Raw genomic sequence first — 18,888 nt, 5'->3', positions numbered from 1 at the left:
CGAGTCATATGAGTGACGAAAGAATTGCAAAAAATGCCGCAGTTGATAGCAATGATGAAGTTTTGCAGTGGGTTACCTATCGCTTAGGTGAAGAAACCTATGGCATCAATGTAATGCAAGTTCAAGAAGTGCTCAGGCACACTGAAATTGCTCCTGTACCAGGTGCTCCCGAATATGTATTAGGGATTATCAATTTACGCGGTAATGTCGTTACTGTTATCGATACTCGCACTCGTTTCGGCTTGCCACCTAATGAAATTACCGACAACACGCGGATTGTGATCATTGAATCGGACGAGCAAGTGGTGGGGATTCTGGTCGATAGTGTGGCCGAAGTGGTATATCTTCGTTCATCTGAGATTGACAGTGCGCCCAATGTGGGGACCGAAGAAAGTGCCAAATTTATTCAGGGTGTGAGCAACAGAGATGGCGAATTGTTAATATTGGTCGATCTGAATAAGTTGCTAAGTGATGAAGAATGGGATGAAATCAGCGGTATCTAGTTTTTAGGTATCACTGTTTGTATCTAAACCCTGGTCAATTGAGCAGGGTTTTTTGTATCAGATGTCGATGACTTCGATAAGTGGGGAGCAGATATTGAATTGGGAAACTATGGCACTGGCGATTGCGCTGTGTATTGTGGTTATCTGCGTGGCAATGACGTTATGGTTACGCAAAACGGTCAGCCTACAAGGCAAAATACTAACGGATCTTAGCAAGCGCATTGATGCATTACAGCACGCTAGTCGACTCCAGCAAGAAGAAGTTCATGAGGTGCGTTCAGGTGCGTTGGCCGTGGGTGCTAAGGTCAAAGATCTGATCGTCAAAATTGAACACTTAGGTGATAAAGTCGCGGAGGTTGAGTATTTAGATCCTGCCACCCGCATGTACACTCAAGCGGCAAAAATGGTCGATGCTGGCGCTACGGTTGAGGATCTGATGCGCGAATGCGAATTACCTAGAGCCGAAGCTGAGTTGTTGGTGTCGGTGAAAAAATCCCACTCGTAAGTAGGTAACAGCGAAACCATAATACTTGCTCTAGAGCGCAGCGCTTCCCACTATTTTATTCTTCCGTGTCCTCAATAAGCTCGACCATACATTTCTATCTTATGCTATTAAGTCTTAGGTAAATTTAAAATTTTATTTGTACGTTTAGACGTCTAGACGTAAAGATGTTGACTTTGCCGGTGGAATGAGCGAAATTTGACCCTTCACTCATTGCTATGGAGATGTTATGCCAATTCGAATTCCAAACGACTTGCCAGCACAAGGCGTATTGAACGCTGAAAATATCTTCGTAATGGATACGGATGCGGCATCCAAACAGGATATTCGTCCGCTGGAAGTGGGGTTGCTGAACCTGATGCCCAACAAGATTGAAACTGAAATCCAAATTTTGCGGTTGTTGTCGAATACTCCATTGCAGATCAATATTGATTTGATCCGAATAGATAATCAGGCACCTAAAAATACCCCTAAAGCGCATATGGACAACTTCTATTTATCGTTTGATGAAGTCGCACATAAAAATTACGATGGACTGATCATCACAGGGGCGCCTATTGCGCATCTAGATTATCAGGATGTGAAGTATTGGGACAAAATAACCACCATCATGGATTGGTCACGGCGTCATGTGCAATCGACCTTGTATTCCTGTTGGGCCGCCCATGCTGCCTACTACCACTTTTATGGTTACAATCGTCAATTGCGAAAACAAAAGCTATCCGGCGTGTATGCCCATTCAGTGAATGCGGTTCACGATGAATTAATGAGAGGTTTTGATCCTGTCTTTAATGCACCACATTCCCGTTTTGGTGAAATTCCAGTGCCACAGTACCAAAGTACGCCAGGGTTAAATGTGCTCGCCAGCTCCCCTGACGCAGGCGCATACATAGTGGCGTCTGAAGACAAACGCATGGTGTTTGTCACTGGCCATCCAGAATATGAACCCGAAACCCTCGATCAAGAGTATCAGCGTGATATACGCAATAAGTTATCGCCAAAAGTACCTGAAAACTATTACCAAAATGATGATCCCCAAGGACCTTATCGCGTAACATGGCGTTCACACGGCTCATTATTATTTACCAATTGGCTAAACTACTACGTGTATCAGACAACACCATACAACCTTGCCGATTTGCCGACAAAAAATTAAGAGGTATCAGAGTGCGACAAGACCGAATAGAACAGTTTAAGGCGCTAGCCAAAGACAAAATTTTGATCCTCGATGGTGCCATGGGTACGATGATCCAGCGCTATAAATTAACTGAAGATGATTATCGTGGTGATCGTTTTCAAGAATGGCATTGTGACGTGAAAGGCAATAATGATCTGCTAGTTCTGTCGCAGCCACAAATCATCTATGACATCCATTGTGAGTACTTGGCTGCTGGCGCTGATATTATTGAAACCAATACCTTTAACGCGACGACGATTTCCATGGCCGATTACGACATGCAATCTTTAGCGAAAGAAATTAATGTTGAAGCGGCAAAGTTAGCGAGGAAGGCTGCGGACGAGTTCACCGATAAAACACCCGAAAAACCCCGTTTTGTTGCCGGTGTACTGGGGCCGACCAATCGCACTGCGTCTATTTCACCCGATGTGAATGATCCGGGGATGCGCAATATTACTTTTGATAAATTGGTAGATGCCTACAAACAAGCCACGCATGGACTGATTGAAGGTGGTGCAGACTTTATCTTAATAGAAACCGTGTTCGATTCATTAAATGCTAAAGCGGCGGCTTTTGCAGTGGACACGGTATTTGATGATCTTGATATCGTATTGCCGGTGATGATCTCGGGCACTATCACAGATGCTTCGGGACGCACTTTGTCTGGTCAAACGGCGGAAGCATTTTATTATTCGTTACGCCACATCAACCCTATTTCCTTTGGTTTGAATTGTGCGCTAGGTCCAGACCTATTGCGCCAATACGTGCAAGAGATATCCAATCAAGCAGAATGTTTGGTTTCCGCTCATCCCAACGCCGGTTTACCCAATGAGTTTGGTGAATACGATATGGAAGGGCCCGAAATGGCAGAACATATTAAAGAGTGGGCGGAGTCAGGGCTCGTCAACATTGTTGGCGGTTGTTGTGGCAGCAGTCCCGAGCATATTCAAGCCATTGCGCAAGCGGTATCGGGAATAGCCCCACGGGTTCCCATTAAACACGAAATTAAAATGCGCCTGTCTGGGCTTGAACCCTTTGTGCATTAAGAGGAGTTATTAATGTCACAAACACTACATAATGCCAGTGCCCGCTTTGTTAATGTTGGTGAGCGTACTAACGTTACTGGTTCGGCCAAATTTAAGCGTCTTATCCTCGAAGGTGAGTATGAGCAGGCGTTAGACGTTGCTCGTCAACAGGTAGAAAACGGCGCACAAATTATCGATATCAATATGGACGAAGCCATGCTCGATTCAGAAGCCGCGATGTCGCGCTTTTTGAATTTGATTGCTTCGGAGCCGGATATTTCTCGTGTGCCTATTATGATCGACTCGTCGAAGTGGAGCGTAATTGAAGCGGGACTCAAGTGTGTGCAGGGCAAAGCGATTGTTAATTCTATTAGTTTGAAAGAAGGCGAAGAACCCTTTCTAGCCCAAGCCAAATTGCTCAAACGTTATGGTGCCGCTACTGTTGTCATGGCATTTGATGAAGCTGGGCAAGCGGATACCCAAGCACGTAAATTTGAGATCTGTCAGCGCAGTTACCATCTGCTGACCCAGAAAGTCGGTTTCCCGCCAGAAGATATCATCTTCGATCCCAATATCTTTGCCGTCGCTACCGGGATTGATGAACACAATAACTATGCGGTCGATTTTATTGAGGCCACACGGCAGATTAAACAACAGCTACCGCATTGTCATGTCTCTGGTGGGCTGTCGAACATTTCGTTTTCGTTTCGCGGCAATAATCCAGTCCGTGAAGCTATGCATTCGGTGTTTCTGTACCACGCGATCCAAGCGGGTATGGACATGGCCATTGTTAACGCCGGTCAACTGGAGGTGTATGACGAGATCCCTGCAGAGTTGAGGGAGGCGGTTGAAGATGTGATCTTAAATCGCCATCCACAGGCAACTGATAACCTGTTAGCGCTAGCACCTAAATACCAAGGCGATGGCAAAACGGTGGTCAAAGAGAATCTTGAGTGGCGCGACTATGACGTAAACAAGCGGCTCGAGCATGCACTGGTCAAAGGGATCACCGATTTCATCATTGAAGATACCGAAGAAGCTCGACTGCAAGCCGAGCGACCCTTACACGTCATTGAAGGTCCGTTGATGGACGGCATGAACGTGGTGGGCGATCTCTTTGGTGATGGTAAAATGTTTTTGCCGCAAGTGGTTAAATCTGCACGGGTGATGAAAAAAGCCGTGGCTCACCTAGAGCCTTTTATCGAACTTGAAAAAGATCAAAGTAGCAGTAACGGTAAAATTCTATTGGCGACTGTGAAAGGCGATGTGCATGACATTGGTAAAAATATTGTTGGTGTGGTGTTGCAATGTAATAGCTATGAAATTATCGATTTAGGCGTCATGGTCCCTGCAGCGAAAATATTGCAGGTCGCCAAGGAGCAACAGGTGGATATGATTGGCTTATCGGGCCTTATTACACCGTCATTAGATGAAATGGTACATGTTGCCCAAGAAATGCAGCGTTTGAATTTTGATATTCCGCTTTTGATCGGGGGAGCAACAACATCCAAAGCCCACACCGCGGTGAAAATTGAACAAAATTACAATGGCCCCGTAGTCTATGTGCCAAATGCCAGTCGCGCTGTTGGCGTTTGTCAAAAATTAATCTCCGATGAACATCGCCCCGAATACTTAGAAAAATTAAATAAAGAATACGAGGTAGTGCGTGATCAACATGCGCGCAAACAGCCGCGCAGTAAACCGGTGAGTTTGGCCGCAGCACGCGACAATGCTTTTAGTTGCGATTGGCAAGTCTATCAACCGCCAGTACCTGCGCATTTGGGCGTACAGCCCATCAGCGTCAGTCTTAGCGATTTGGTTGGGTATATTGATTGGACTCCGTTTTTCTTAACCTGGTCGTTAGCTGGCAAGTATCCCCGCATACTCGATGATGAAGTGGTGGGTGAAGAAGCGCGGAACTTATTCGCCGATGCGCAAGGGATGTTGACGACCTTGATTGAGGCAGGACAATTGCAAGCCAAAGGCGTGGTGGGCATTTTTCCGGCCAATCGGGTTGGCGATGACATTGAGATCTACGATGATGAATCTCGCCAGACACCGATTAAAGTGGCTCATCATCTACGCCAACAAACTGAAAAAAGTAAAGGATTCAATTATTGTTTAAGTGACTATGTGGCGCCCAAAGCTAGTCAACGGGCTGACTACATAGGCGCCTTTGCGGTCACCGCCGGTATCGGTGAAGATGAATTAGCGCAAGCTTATATTGATGATGGTGACGATTATAACGGTATCATGGTTAAGGCGTTAGCTGACAGGTTAGCCGAAGCCTTCGCCGAGTATTTACATCAACATGTGCGCAAAATCCTGTGGGGTTATGCCAAAGACGAAACCTTATCTAACGCTGATCTAATCCGCGAAAAGTATACGGGTATTCGACCGGCCCCTGGTTATGCTGCGTGTCCCGAGCACACTGAGAAGCAAACCATATGGGAGCTACTCGATGCCCAAACCCACACTGGCATGACGCTAACGGAAAGTTTTGCCATGTGGCCGGGCGCATCAGTCTCGGGGTGGTACTTCTCTCATCCTGATGCACGTTATTTTGCAGTGGCGCAGATTCAGCAAGATCAGCTTGAAGACTACGCGCAGCGAAAAGGCTGGACGATTGAGCAGGCCAGTAAGTGGCTGGCGCCTAATATATCTAATTAAGAGGCGAAGATGCATTCCCAAAAGAGCTTCTCACAGGCGTGTGAAAATAATAAAGCGCCGATATTGGCACATCTGAAAAAGCATTTGGTTGGCAAGTGCAAGGTGCTCGAAATTGGTTCAGGTACAGGACAACACGTATCCTTTTTTGCTCAGCACTTTGTGGATATTGTCTGGCAGCCTACCGATGTAATAGAAAACCATCCAAGCATTAAAGCTTGGGTTGCCGATGCAAATTGCCACAATGTATTGCCGCCTGCATGTTTTTTTATTGGCCAAGATGAATGGCATTTCAACAATGTCGATGCCGTTTATTCGGCCAATACTGCACATATTATGCAGCCCGAGGAAGCGCAGTTATTGATGCAAACGGTAGCTAAAAACCTGCCTCAAGGCGGTGTGTTCTGCCAATATGGTCCGTTTAAAATAAATGGCGAATTCACCAGCGACAGCAATTATGAGTTTGATCTTAGTCTTCGTCAGCGCGGTTATGGCGGGATACGTTCATTGGAAGAACTGACCACCTGGGCGCAAGGCCTGACATTAAGCCATAACTATTTTATGCCAGCGAATAATCAACTGCTGATATGGCATAAAGGTGAATAGTCGATTTGTGTTACTCAACGCGCAGGGAATTAACCTTGCGGTTGTTTAAAAGGCAACAATTGCTCAGCATTGTGTTTATACGCTTTTATCCCCGGGGTTTCTTGTTCAATAAAACGCTCAACCGCATGCTGGAATGGGCGATCTTCTAACCAGTGGTTTGAATAACAATAAGTAGGCTCAAACCCCCGCAGGATTTTATGTTCCCCTTGGGTGCCAGGGTTGAAACTTGCCAGTTTATTGTCAATACAGAACTCAATACCTTGATAGTAGCAACACTCAAAATGCAGCGCATCCGCTTCTTCAATTGCGCCCCAATATCGCCCGCACAGTTGATCTTCAGAGTAAAGGTAGAGTGCACCCGCTATCGGAGTCTCGGCTTTACTGGCGATAACCAACAAAATATTGTCACCCATAGTGTTAAGCAATTGCGTAAAAAACGCTTTGTTGAGATAACCGGGATGGCCACTGCGTTTTAAATAGGTTTGACAATAGCACTGATAGAAAAAATCCATTTCCGTTTGGCTGAGACTAGCACCAAAGTGCTTGACCACATTTATGTTTTGGGCGGCGATTTTTGCCCGTTCTTTACGCACCATCTTGCGTCTTCTGGCGGTAAAGCGTTGGATGAAATCATCAAAGCTGGTATAGCCCTTGTTGTACCATTGAAACTGCACACTTAGGCGTTGTGGCATAGCCTGTTGTGTGAGTGAGTTGCTAACCCGCTTAGACGGAAATAAACAATGAATAGAGGAAAATGCTAACAACGGAAGTTGTTGTTTAACATAGGCTAACATGTCTACTAACAGGGACTCTGGGTCATGTGAATCGCTGACAAGCAAGCGTGCCCCGGTTACTGGTGTAAAGGGAATCGCATTGACCAACTTGGGATAATAGTGAATACCATGGCGATGGTAGGCGTCTGCCCAAGCAAAATCGAATACATATTCGCCATAGCTATGGTTTTTTTTGTATAAGGGCAGCATTCCCACCAAGGTGTCGGCTTGATATGCTAATAAATGAAACGGCTGCCAGCCAGATTCTACTGCCAAACTGCCAGACTGCTCTAAAGCGGCTAAAAAGGCATAATTGCAAAAGGGATCTTGGGTCTTTTTTACCGAATACCAGAATGATTGAGGGATCTGGTCTATGGAATGGATAAACTCAAAATGCAAAATTAGCCGCCACAGTACAATTGGATTAGAAGTGTAATATGTCAGACAACGAGCGTAAGATCATCAACCATTCAATCACCCGTCTACTTTCTAGACGGGAGCACAGTCAGGTTGAGATTATCAATAAATTGCTGCTTAAAGGATTAGATGAAAGCTTAATCCGCCAGCAGCTAACGTTGTTTGTTGAAAAGGACATACAAAGTGACGTTCGTTTTGTCGAAAGCTTTATCCGCTCCAAAGTCCAAAAGGGTCAAGGCAAACAGCGAATTGAAATGGCCTTAAAGCAGCACAACATTGATGAAAATGTCATTGCACAAGGTTTTGCTGAAAATTTTCAGGATTTTAATCAGATTGCACTTCATGTATATCGTAAAAAATACGCGGATAAGCCCATAGTAGATTGGCAAGACAAACAAAAACGCATGCGATTTTTGCAATATAGAGGGTTCAATACAGCGCAAATTAACTATGTGTTAAAACAGATATCTTAAGCCTAAAGTCACAGCTAACAAGTGCCATAATTCGCAATCGTTGCTGAAAAGTCGTCGAAATTCCGTGTTTGAGCAAAATAAATGCATTTTACCTAGCTAGAATTGCCTCTTGCTGCTTAACAGCCAGCGATTGTTTATGATATTGTTCGGCGCTATTAAATAAGTGCCAACAGGCTGGATCAGCCGCTGATGCTGACAGCACATCCACGTTAACAGGAAATTGAATGAGTAATACTACCGCTGAAATTCGACGCGCCTTTTTGGATTATTATGCAGACAAAGGTCATCAAATTGTGCCGAGTTCTTCACTTGTCCCAGCGGATGATCCAACTCTCCTATTTACGAATGCGGGTATGAATCAATTTAAAGATGTTTTCTTAGGCGCTGAAAAACGCAGCTACAACAAAGCGGTCTCTTCGCAACGTTGTGTACGAGCGGGCGGAAAACACAATGACTTGGAAAATGTGGGTTATACCGCAAGGCACCATACCTTCTTTGAAATGCTGGGTAATTTTAGCTTTGGCGATTATTTTAAAAAGCAGGCCATTCAGTATGCGTGGACGTTTTTAACTGACACATTGGGCTTACCAAAAGATAAATTGTTGGTCACTGTTTTCCATGAAGATGATGAAGCCTTCGATATTTGGCAAAACGACATCGGTTTGCCAGCCGAGAAAATTATTCGTATCGCAACATCGGATAATTTCTGGTCGATGGGTGACACTGGCCCTTGTGGACCGTGTTCCGAAATTTTTTACGATCACGGCGAGCATATTTGGGGAGGGCCTCCTGGTTCACCTGAAGAAGACGGTGATCGCTTTATCGAAATTTGGAACTTAGTATTCATGCAGTTTAATCGCACTGCTGATGGTGTGATGCATCCTCTACCTAAACCCTCAATTGACACCGGTATGGGCTTAGAGCGCATTGCTGCGATTTTACAAAATGTACACAGCAACTATGAAATTGATATCTTCGTTAAGCTGATTGCCGCAGCGGCTGAAATAGTTGGCAGTGACGACCTGCAAGATAAATCATTGCGCGTTATCGCCGATCATATTCGATCCTGCGCCTTCTTAATTTGTGATGGTGTAATGCCGTCAAATGAGGGCCGAGGTTATGTATTGCGCAGAATTATCCGCCGCGCAGTGCGACACGGTTATAAATTAGGTGCTCAGAATATTTTCTTTTATCGCTTAGTAGACGAGTTGTGCGTACAAATGGGCGAAGCTTATCCCGAGCTCACCGATCAAAAACCGGTGATTGAAAAAGTATTACGTACTGAAGAAGAGCAATTCTCTCGGACCTTAGAGCGGGGCATGACCATTCTCAATGACGCATTGAGCGGTTTGAGTGGAGAAGTAGTGCCAGGGGAAGTGGTTTTCAAACTGTATGATACTTACGGATTCCCCGCCGATTTAACCAATGATGTAGCGCGCGAAAAAGGGTTTACTATTGATCAGGCTGGATTTGATGCGGCCATGGAGCAACAACGTGAGCGTGCGCAACAAGCCAGTAATTTTGGCAAAGTGTATAACGAAGCGGTAGTTGCCAAAACCCAAAGTGAATTTACCGGCTATAGCCAAGAACAAGACGACACTGAAATTGTCGAATTGTTTGACGAACAAGGTCCGGTGACGCAACTTGAAGCGGGCCAGCAAGGTGTGGTGGTTCTATCCAGAACGCCTTTTTATGCTGAGTCAGGTGGTCAAGTAGGTGATTCTGGGCAATTAATGACAGACGCTGCCACGTTCAATGTGACTGATACTGTTAAGTTAAATGATGCGGTTGCTCATAAAGGCACGGCCACAGGCCGACTAAGCGTCGGTGATAAGGTCGCTGCCAAGATAGATAGCGAGCGCCGTGGCGCGATTAAACTGAATCACAGTGCTACCCACCTTATGCATGCAGCATTAAAGTCGGTATTAGGCGAGCATGTTAGTCAGAAAGGCTCTCTTGTCGACGCCGAAAGACTGCGTTTTGACTTCTCACATTTTGAAAGCGTGACAGAAGCACAGCTATTGAGTATCGAAAATATCGTCAATGAGCAAATTCGTCAGAATCATAGCCTAGCCACGCAATTGATGGATTTAGACGAGGCAAAAGCATCTGGCGCCACCGCTTTGTTTGGCGAAAAGTACGACGAAAAGGTACGTGTAGTGTCTATGGGACCATTTTCTATGGAGCTGTGCGGCGGTACTCATGTTAATCAGACCGGTGATATTGGTTTGTTTAAAATACTCAGTGAAAGCGGCATTGCCTCGGGTGTACGCAGAATAGAAGCGGTAACAGGCCAAGCTGCCTTGCAATATGTACAACAACAATCACATCGACTAGCGCAATTGGCCAGTACATTAAAGACCGATCCTGCAAAACTCGAAACTCGCGTACAGGCATTGGTAGAACAATCTAAAGACCTTGAAAAACAAGTAGATAAGCTTAAGCAGCAACTTGCAAGTCACGCCGGCTCAGACATGGCATCGCAAGTCGTTGTAATAAACGGTGTAAAACTTCTGTCTGCTAAAGTAGAAGGAGTAGAAGCCAAGTCGCTACGGGCCATGGTTGATGATCTGAAAAACCAATTAGGTAGTGCTGTGATTGTGCTAGGATTAGCGGATGGGGCAAAAGTCAGTGTCATCGCTGGCGTCACCAAAGATTTGGTCGATAAAGTGAAAGCGGGAGATTTGGTCAATTTTGTGGCCAGTCAAGTGGGTGGCAAAGGTGGTGGTCGTCCAGATATGGCGCAAGCCGGAGGCAGCCAGCCAGAGAATCTTGATCCTGCTTTAGCGTCAGTACGTAGCTATTTGGAAGATAAGATTTAACCGAATTATCAGTGAGTTTTTGTAAGTGACAGCAAGGACATGGAAAATTGATTGCGTATTTTTCTGGAGTTACCTGATAAATACGCTAATTTTAACTAAGGATAAATGTGGATTAAACGGAAAAGGAGCAAAATAATGCTAATTTTAACCCGTCGTGTTGGCGAGACCCTGATGGTTGGTGACGAAGTTACCGTAACTGTACTGGGAGTTAAAGGAAATCAGGTAAGAATTGGAGTTAATGCTCCTAAAGAAGTATCTGTGCACCGCGAAGAGATATATATGCGAATTCAAGCTGAGAAAAACGGTACCGGTGGTGAACGGTCCGGAAATACTAGCGAAGATTGAGTGTACTAAAAAAGGCTGGGTAACCAGCCTTTTTTTTTGATTTAAAGTCCTTGCAATTACAATTTTTTGTGGTTGTTTTGTTGAATATTCCCCGCATCGTTTAAAATCAAAGCAAGCAGACCAAAGTAGGGCAAAAAAGGTTTGACTTCCTATTGGGTTTCAGTAAACTTCGCTCCCACATTTGCTGAGGCAGACATCGTAAAAGATGCCTACCAAATGAAAAGAACAGCTTAAGTTATTCTTTTTATTGCAGAGTGAATACCAAATTCCGGAGAGGTGGGTGAGTGGCTGAAACCAGTTCCCTGCTAAGGAACCGTACGTTAATTCGTACCGAGGGTTCGAATCCCTCCCTCTCCGCCATTTTGGTGTGCTAGAATATTGAAATGTTACGCGTGTGTAGCTCAGCTGGATAGAGTACCTGGCTACGAACCAGGCGGTCGGAGGTTCGAATCCTTCCACACGCGCCATATTCAAGAACTTCCAAAAGAGGTTCAATTGTTTCAAAAGTAAGTCCACGCGTGTGTAGCTCAGCTGGATAGAGTACCTGGCTACGAACCAGGCGGTCGGAGGTTCGAATCCTTCCACACGCGCCATATTCAAGAATCTCCGAAGGAGGTTCGACAAAATTGTATGGAACAATTTTGAACATGCGAAGCATGGCCCCGAAGGGGTGGAAGACAGGATGTCTGGAATAATCCTTCCACACGCGCCATATTGAAGAAACCGCTCTTTTGAGCGGTTTTTTTATGCCTGAAATAAATTCCCATGTCCTTACCTGTTGTTACGACTGCACTTTACCTGCAGACGCGAACCACAACTTGTTTTGAATTAATATGTTAAATGCTTGATGATATTTGCTTGCGGTCGGGTAAAAATTCACGCTTTGCGAATAAATACCCGTTATGTTGACTATTTTTGATTGAGTTTTTGTTGAGTTTCCAATACTTAAGTGTTACTTATCATGTTCTAAATCATAATTATTAAATTTATTATGCAAGCAAACATCACAGATCTTTTGATAGAAGCCTCTAGCCTGATGGTCGTGGGTATGGGCGTGGTTTTTGTCTTTTTGACGTTAATGATAGGCGCAGTCAATTTGATAGCTTATCTCAATGCCAAATTTCCAGAACAAGTTACGCATTCATATGGCACGCCCTCTAGAAGTAAATCAACCAATGTGAATGCAGATCCCGCTATTCCAGTGGCAGCGATTACCGCCGCTGTGCATCAATATCGTAAAAATCGTCAATCAAGGTAGTGACCTTCCAGGAGTTCCAATGAGCAATCCGTTAAAAATAACTGAATTGGTGTTGCGCGACGCACATCAGTCGCTGCTTGCCACTCGCATGCGTCTGGATGACATGCTACCTATCGCAGACAAACTCGACCAAGCAGGGTTTTGGTCAATGGAATCTTGGGGGGGAGCAACATTTGATGCCTGCATTCGCTACTTAGGTGAAGATCCTTGGGAGCGCATAAGAGCGTTAAAAAAAGCGATGCCAAACACACCTCAACAAATGTTGTTACGTGGCCAGAATTTATTAGGCTATCGCCATTATGCTGATGATGTTGTTGAAAAGTTTGTTGAACGAGCGCATTCCAACGGTGTGGATGTATTTCGTATTTTCGATGCAATGAATGACACCAGGAATCTGCAAACCGCTATTAAGTCCGCTATTGCGGTCGGCGCTCATGCCCAAGGCACTATCTCTTATACTGTCAGTCCAGTGCATACACTCGACCGTTGGCTTGATATGGCTAAAGAGTTGGAAGACATGGGGATCCATTCTTTGTGTATCAAAGATATGGCTGGCTTGTTAAAGCCTTACGAGTGTGAAGAGCTAATCACTAAACTAAAAGAAACCATTGGGGTACCCATTGCGATGCAATGTCATGCTACTACTGGGTTAAGCACGGCAACCTACCAAAAAGCGATTGATGCAGGTATCGACATGCTCGATTGTGCGGTGTCATCAATGAGTATGACGTACGGCCACACCGCGACTGAAACTATAATGTCTATTGTCGAAGGAACGGACCGCGACACGGGCTTGGATCTTAATCTGTTGGCTGAGATAGCGGCTTATTTTAGAGAAGTGCGTAAGAAATACGCTAAATTCGAAGGTAGTTTGAAAGGCATAGATGCGCGCATTTTAATCGCTCAAGTACCTGGTGGCATGTTAACCAACATGGAAAATCAGCTTCGTGAACAAGGAGCTGAAGATAAGATGGACGAGGTGCTTAAAGAAATTCCACGGGTCAGAGAAGATCTTGGCTTTATTCCATTGGTCACGCCAACGTCGCAAATTGTCGGTTCACAATCAGTGCTTAACGTATTGACCAAAGAGCGCTATAAAAGTATCACCAAAGAAACCGCAGGTGTGCTTAAAGGCGAATACGGTGCTACTGCTGCGCCAGTAAACCAAGATTTGCAACAACGCGTACTAGACGGTGAACAACCTATAACCTGCCGACCTGCCGATTTAATTGCTCCTGAGATGGATAAACTCGAAGCAGAACTGCTGGAGTTAGCAGAAAAGGAGAGCATCTCATTAGCCGACGAGGTCGTCGATGATGTACTTACCTACGCTCTGTTTCCTCAAATTGGCTTGAAGTTTCTGAAAAATAGACATAATCCTGACGCCTTTGAACCAGCTCCAAGCGAAAATACCGAAAAGGTGGCAAATACATCGAATGCGACTCCGGCAGTAAAGTCTGCACACAATGACACTGAAAGTTATAGTGTTCGGGTCGATGGCAAAACCTATCAAGTCGAAGTAGCGGCCGGTGGTCAACTTTCGTCGATACAGCCCGCACCAGCACAAACTGAAGTAGCGGCAGGCGGAACTGATTTGAATGCGCCTCTAGCAGGCAATATTTTCAAAGTGTTAGTGCGAGAAGGAGATCAGGTGAGCGAAGGCGATGTGGTGATCATTATGGAAGCAATGAAGATGGAAACCGAGGTCCGTGCCAGTGAAGCTGGAACCGTTTCAGCGGTGCATATTGGTGAAGGTGATGCCGTTTCTTCAGGGCAAGCTTTACTGAGTTTGAGTTAGCCTAATGGATAAGTTATATACACTTTGGCAAAGCACCGCACTTGCCCATTTCGAAATCGGTCAGGTTATTATGATGCTGGTAGGGCTAGGTTTGCTCTATCTCGCAATTGTAAAGAAATTTGAGCCACTATTATTGCTGCCTATAGGGTTTGGTGCGCTGTTAACCAATATTCCGCTGGCAGGCTTTTCCGAAGTCGGTGGATTGCTGCATTACATTTATGCCATCGGTATTGATACTGGCGTTTTCCCATTGCTGATTTTTATGGGCGTTGGCGCTATGACCGATTTTAGTGCGTTAATTGCTAATCCAAGGATGTTGCTATTGGGTGCGGCTGCACAGTTTGGTATTTTCGCTACACTGATTGGCGCAATTCTATTGAATTATGTACCTGGCCTTGAGTTTACCCTCAAAGATGCCGCCGCTATTGCGATTATTGGTGGGGCCGATGGGCCTACCGCAATTTTCCTCGCCTCTAAATTGGCCCCAGAGTTACTGGGTACCATCGCAGTAGCGGCGTATTCCTATATGGCATTAGTACCTATTATCCAACCGCCGATCATGAAAGCATTGACGACACCTGCAGAGCGGCAAATTCAAATGGCGCAATTACGGGTTGTATCCAAACGAGAAAAAATCCTATTTCCCTTGGCGGTATTGTTGATGACGATATTGTTCCTGCCAACAGCCACACCTCTGGTCGGTATGTTTTGTTTGGGCAACTTGATGAAAGAAGCCGGAGTGGTAGAACGGTTAAGTAATACCGCGCAAAATGAGCTGATCAATATCGTCACTATTTTCTTAGGACTGGCGGTTGGCTCAAAGCTCTCGGCGGATAAATTTTTGAAAGCTGAAACCTTAGGGATTTTAGCACTCGGTGCAGTTGCTTTTGCGATTGGTACCGCAACAGGGGTGTTAATGGCAAAGCTGATGAACAAATACAGTAAAGCTGACATCAACCCCTTGGTAGGCGCCGCAGGGGTCTCAGCTGTCCCTATGGCCGCGCGTGTGGTCAATAAAGTCGGATTAGAAGCCAACCCGCATAACTTTTTATTAATGCATGCTATGGGCCCCAATGTGGCAGGGGTACTTGGCTCTGCAGTGGCTGCGGGTATTCTACTGGCGCTAGTTAACTAGCGCCATTCCGGCCTACTGCTACGGTGTCATCCCCGCATGCTCCAACTGTGTCATCCCCCATGTACCAACTGTGTCATCCCCGCATGTATCAACTGTGTCATCCCCGCATTTACCAACTGTGCCATCCCCGCATGTACCAACTGTGTCATCCCCGCATGTACCAACTGTGTCATCCCCCGCATGTATCAACTGTGTCATCCCCGCATGTACCAACTGTGTCATCCCCGCATTTACCAACTGTGTCATCCCCGCATGTACCAACTGTGTCATCCCCGCATGTAGTTAGCGGGGATCTCCCAATCCATCCGCACAGGTCAAATCAACCTAATACAAACAAAATTAAACGGTTTTGTAAAAATCAACTATCTAGACTACGCTTTCACTACTTACAGTTTCGGTGTTTCCGCTAAGGTAAATTTAAGTTGTAATTAGATGGCAAACGGAATTGGAAATAAAAAATAAAAGGAGTTATACAGATGTTGAATCAACTTTCAGTGCGGATCGCTCACGTCACATTTACACCGTTTTCTACCATAATGACTGCATTATTTTTCACAGTGGCAGTTGCTCAAGCTAATCCAATCGCGCAACCGAAAATGTTAGAGCCGGAACCAGCCAAAGACATTTATCACGGTATGACTATCAATGATCCCTTTCGTCAAGTCGAAAATATGACCGATCCTAAAATTGAGCGCTGGATGAAGGATCAATCTCAATACACCCGAAAAGTTTTAGATTCGATAAGCGGACGCGACCAATTGCTGGATGAGATGAAAAAACTAGAATCCAATAAGTCAGCGTTCTATGGATCTTTAACTATTACTGATAATGGCTACTATTTCTTTACCAAGCGACAGCCCAAAGAAGAAGTATCGCGCCTATATTATCGTAAGCACTTTAAAGACGAGGACCGTTTACTTTTCGATCCCACAACCTTTGCACCGGATAGCGAACAAAAGTACGTTTTCAGTGAAGTTTCACCCTCAAGTGATGGCGCTTCAGTCGCCTTTCAAATATCTCCTGACGGCTCAGAAGATGGGGTATTGCTGGTTATGGATGTCGCCAGTCAAAAACTCTATCCTGAGCAGGTCGACAAAATATCCTTTGCCTCTGTCTCTTGGACAAAAGACAACAAGGGGTTTGTTTACCATCGGATGCCTGATAAACCAAAATTTGATAAAGATTCTGCCTTTGATTCGAGTACCTACTTTCATCAATTAAACTCCAATTATGATCAGGACAAAGTTGTTTTATCACGCAAAAACAATCCTAATTTAGGGATCAAGCCAGAAGAATTTCCGGTCGTTCAAATTGAAAATCAAGCGGCTAAATTACTCGGCTTTTCGTATAGTGTGCAACGAGAACTGATCTCCTTTATTGCTGAAGCAAGCGAGCTAACTCAGGCTAAAATCAATTGGAAACCACTGTTGACTCCGGAGGATGAGGTTCGTAAACTAGTGGTAACAGATGACGCTATCTATGCTTTCTCGGCCAAAAATGCGCCTAATTTTCAGATCCTAAAAATGCCGATTGATAATCCCGATATCAAAAAAGCAAGCGTGGTTGTCGCTGAGCCTAAAGTAGGCAGTCTTACCTCCTTTGCGGTCAACAAGGATGGTATTTATTATGCAACTATGAAAAATGGCGTTAGCGCTGGCATGCATTTTCTCGCTCACAACGGCAAGCAAGCGAAAGAGATCAAGCTACCTTTTCCTGCTGGTAGATTATCTCTCGAGTCTCATAACCCCCAAAGCAGCGATATTTGGATTGAAATCAACGGTTGGTTAAACGACTATCAGCGCTTCAGATACGATATTAAAAACCAAGGTTTCATTGCTGAAAACCTAACTGAACCTGCCACATTTTCAGAATTCGAAAACTTTGTTGTCAACGAAATCGAAGTGCCTTCCCATGACGGTGTCATGGTGCCTGTTTCACTGATCCATCAAAAAGGTATTGAGTTAAATGGAAGTCATGCAACACTACTTTGGGGCTATGGTTCTTATGGCTATTCAATGCGTCCATTTTTTAGCACAGACTATCTCTCATGGGTAAAACAGGGTGGCATTATTGCAGTAAGCCATGTACGCGGTGGTGGCGAATTAGGCGCCGCTTGGCATAAGGCGGGGCAAAAAGTCAACAAGCCCAATACCTGGAAGGATCTTATTGCCACTGCTGAGTTTTTGATCAAGAACAAATACGCTAGCAGCCAAAAGATTGCCATTATGGGCGGTAGTGCTGGGGGCATATTGGTTGGTAGAGCCATGACCGAGCGCCCCGATCTATTTGCCGCCGTTATTCCCTTAGTCGGCGCTATGAATCCCATTCGAATGGAAGAAACCCCTAATGGTCCAGTTAATACCCCTGAGTTTGGTACGGTCAAAGATAAGCAAGAATTCTTAGGATTAGTTGAAATGGACTCGTATCACCATATTAAAGATGGCGAGCAATACCCAGCAACACTTGTTACCGCGGGCATGAATGATTTACGCGTAATTGCTTGGCAACCGGCAAAATTTGCCGCTCGGCTGATGCACGCCAATGCCTCGGATAACCCTATACTGCTTTGGGTCGATTTTGATACAGGGCATGGTATAGGCAACGAACGTAGTAAAACCATGGCGAATCGAGCAGACTGGATGAGCTTTGCATTTTGGCAAACGGGCCACCCTAACTTTAAACTCACATTAGATAATAATTGAGCGTAATTTTGAGGAGTTTAATTCCGTTTTAATAGATTAAGCGACCGGGGGCAGTTATAAGCTGGTAAGTTGAGTCATGTTTAGATTGTTGTAAATTTAACAACTGAATATGGCTGTCTTAATAATCGTTATGAACATCGGCAGTACCACTATTGATAACACTAATATGAATAAGTTGATTCCTTGGTTCACCTCAGTTATTGGCTAAGGGCAGTATGATCCTATTTTTGTCTCAATCTACGGTATTTATGTTTGCTGTTGCCTTGATTGGTTTGGCGGTTAACGCCATTTTATTTCCTAACAAAACAATCCTGTTTTTAAGCAAATTTGCCAGTACTGCTCGACTACATATTGTTGAAATGATAGTTCGGTTAGTCGTCGGTATTGCTTTTGTTATTGCCGCCCCCGAGATGTTGTTTCATAGCCTATTTTATCTGTTTGGTTTGGTACTGATAATAACCTCGGTATTACTCTTAATGATGCCATGGCGATGGCATCACCAATTTGCAGTCGTGGTATTAGCGCCCTTATTACGTCGTGTTTGGGTGTTTGCTGTGCTTTCTCTTCCATTGGGAATATTTATCTTTATTGCACTGTTTAGAATTGAATTTGCCTAATATGCGCCTGCACCGTGGCGATCGTTATTATTGCGCTTCGCTATAGTTAACGGGCGGTGCCATTAGCA

General features: G+C 44.8%; 15 protein-coding genes and 3 tRNA genes. 17 read left to right on the top strand and 1 reads right to left on the bottom strand.

What is annotated here, in order from left to right; genetic code table 11:
• Positions 1–8 precede the first annotated feature (8 nt).
• The 6 genes from ABD036_RS12595 (at position 9) to ABD036_RS12570 (ending at position 6,480) form a co-directional block, all read left to right on the top strand.
• Complete coding sequence (locus tag ABD036_RS12595) at positions 9–503, top strand: chemotaxis protein CheW (protein ID WP_343860437.1); 495 nt, start codon at positions 9–11, stop codon at positions 501–503.
• 94 nt (positions 504–597) lie between these two features.
• Positions 598–1,008: a DUF2802 domain-containing protein gene (locus ABD036_RS12590; RefSeq protein WP_343860436.1), complete on the top strand. Its 411-nt coding sequence runs from the start codon at positions 598–600 to the stop codon at positions 1,006–1,008.
• Positions 1,009–1,234: 226 nt separating this feature from the next.
• A complete protein-coding gene (metA, locus tag ABD036_RS12585; RefSeq protein ID WP_343860434.1) occupies positions 1,235–2,161 on the top strand; it encodes a homoserine O-acetyltransferase MetA in 927 nt (308 codons plus the stop codon).
• Between the two features lie 11 nt (positions 2,162–2,172).
• Positions 2,173–3,228, top strand: coding sequence for a homocysteine S-methyltransferase family protein (locus tag ABD036_RS12580; protein ID WP_343860432.1), 1,056 nt, complete (start codon positions 2,173–2,175; stop codon positions 3,226–3,228).
• Between the two features lie 12 nt (positions 3,229–3,240).
• Entirely contained in the window at positions 3,241–5,877 is a 2,637-nt protein-coding gene (gene metH / locus ABD036_RS12575) for a methionine synthase (RefSeq protein ID WP_343860430.1), read from the top strand.
• A gap of 9 nt (positions 5,878–5,886) precedes the next feature.
• Complete coding sequence (locus ABD036_RS12570; RefSeq protein ID WP_343860428.1) at positions 5,887–6,480, top strand: DUF938 domain-containing protein; 594 nt, start codon at positions 5,887–5,889, stop codon at positions 6,478–6,480.
• 29 nt (positions 6,481–6,509) lie between these two features.
• On the opposite strand, the gene ABD036_RS12565 is transcribed toward ABD036_RS12570, so the two are convergent.
• The gene (locus ABD036_RS12565; protein ID WP_343860426.1) at positions 6,510–7,652 is read right to left on the bottom strand and encodes a GNAT family N-acetyltransferase; all 1,143 of its coding nucleotides are present in this window, start codon (positions 7,650–7,652) and stop codon (positions 6,510–6,512) included.
• 38 nt (positions 7,653–7,690) lie between these two features.
• Between ABD036_RS12565 and ABD036_RS12560 the strand changes: the two genes are divergently transcribed.
• The 11 genes from ABD036_RS12560 to ABD036_RS12510 all read left to right on the top strand — a co-directional run bounded on the left by ABD036_RS12560 (position 7,691) and on the right by ABD036_RS12510 (position 18,820).
• Positions 7,691–8,143: a regulatory protein RecX gene (locus ABD036_RS12560; protein WP_343860424.1), complete on the top strand. Its 453-nt coding sequence runs from the start codon at positions 7,691–7,693 to the stop codon at positions 8,141–8,143.
• Positions 8,144–8,367: 224 nt separating this feature from the next.
• Positions 8,368–10,965 carry an alanine--tRNA ligase gene (gene alaS / locus ABD036_RS12555; RefSeq protein WP_343860422.1) on the top strand — a complete coding sequence of 866 codons (2,598 nt, stop codon included), beginning with the start codon at positions 8,368–8,370 and terminating at the stop codon, positions 10,963–10,965.
• A gap of 135 nt (positions 10,966–11,100) precedes the next feature.
• Positions 11,101–11,310, top strand: a complete 210-nt coding sequence (csrA, locus tag ABD036_RS12550) for a carbon storage regulator CsrA (RefSeq protein WP_343860420.1) — start codon at positions 11,101–11,103, stop codon at positions 11,308–11,310.
• 270 nt (positions 11,311–11,580) lie between these two features.
• A tRNA-Ser gene (locus tag ABD036_RS12545) sits at positions 11,581–11,670 on the top strand.
• Positions 11,671–11,700: 30 nt separating this feature from the next.
• Positions 11,701–11,777: transfer RNA gene (locus ABD036_RS12540), tRNA-Arg, on the top strand.
• 49 nt (positions 11,778–11,826) lie between these two features.
• Positions 11,827–11,903, top strand: a tRNA-Arg gene (locus tag ABD036_RS12535).
• A 398-nt stretch (positions 11,904–12,301) separates the two neighbouring features.
• The gene (locus ABD036_RS12530) at positions 12,302–12,568 is read left to right on the top strand and encodes an OadG family protein (protein WP_343860418.1); all 267 of its coding nucleotides are present in this window, start codon (positions 12,302–12,304) and stop codon (positions 12,566–12,568) included.
• A 19-nt stretch (positions 12,569–12,587) separates the two neighbouring features.
• On the top strand, positions 12,588–14,366 hold the full coding sequence (gene oadA / locus ABD036_RS12525; protein WP_343860416.1) for a sodium-extruding oxaloacetate decarboxylase subunit alpha: 1,779 nt from the start codon (positions 12,588–12,590) through the stop codon (positions 14,364–14,366).
• A 4-nt stretch (positions 14,367–14,370) separates the two neighbouring features.
• On the top strand, positions 14,371–15,501 hold the full coding sequence (locus ABD036_RS12520; protein WP_343860414.1) for a sodium ion-translocating decarboxylase subunit beta: 1,131 nt from the start codon (positions 14,371–14,373) through the stop codon (positions 15,499–15,501).
• A gap of 476 nt (positions 15,502–15,977) precedes the next feature.
• A complete protein-coding gene (locus ABD036_RS12515; protein WP_343860412.1) occupies positions 15,978–18,203 on the top strand; it encodes a prolyl oligopeptidase family serine peptidase in 2,226 nt (741 codons plus the stop codon).
• 215 nt (positions 18,204–18,418) lie between these two features.
• Complete coding sequence (locus tag ABD036_RS12510) at positions 18,419–18,820, top strand: hypothetical protein (protein WP_343860411.1); 402 nt, start codon at positions 18,419–18,421, stop codon at positions 18,818–18,820.
• The last annotated feature ends 68 nt before the right edge of the window (positions 18,821–18,888 follow it).

The sequence above is a fragment of the Aliiglaciecola litoralis genome, from assembly GCF_039523355.1.
GTDB lineage: Bacteria > Pseudomonadota > Gammaproteobacteria > Enterobacterales > Alteromonadaceae > Aliiglaciecola > Aliiglaciecola litoralis.
The sequence above is the reverse complement of the archived record's forward strand: the minus strand, read 5'-3'. Positions and strand labels throughout refer to the sequence as shown.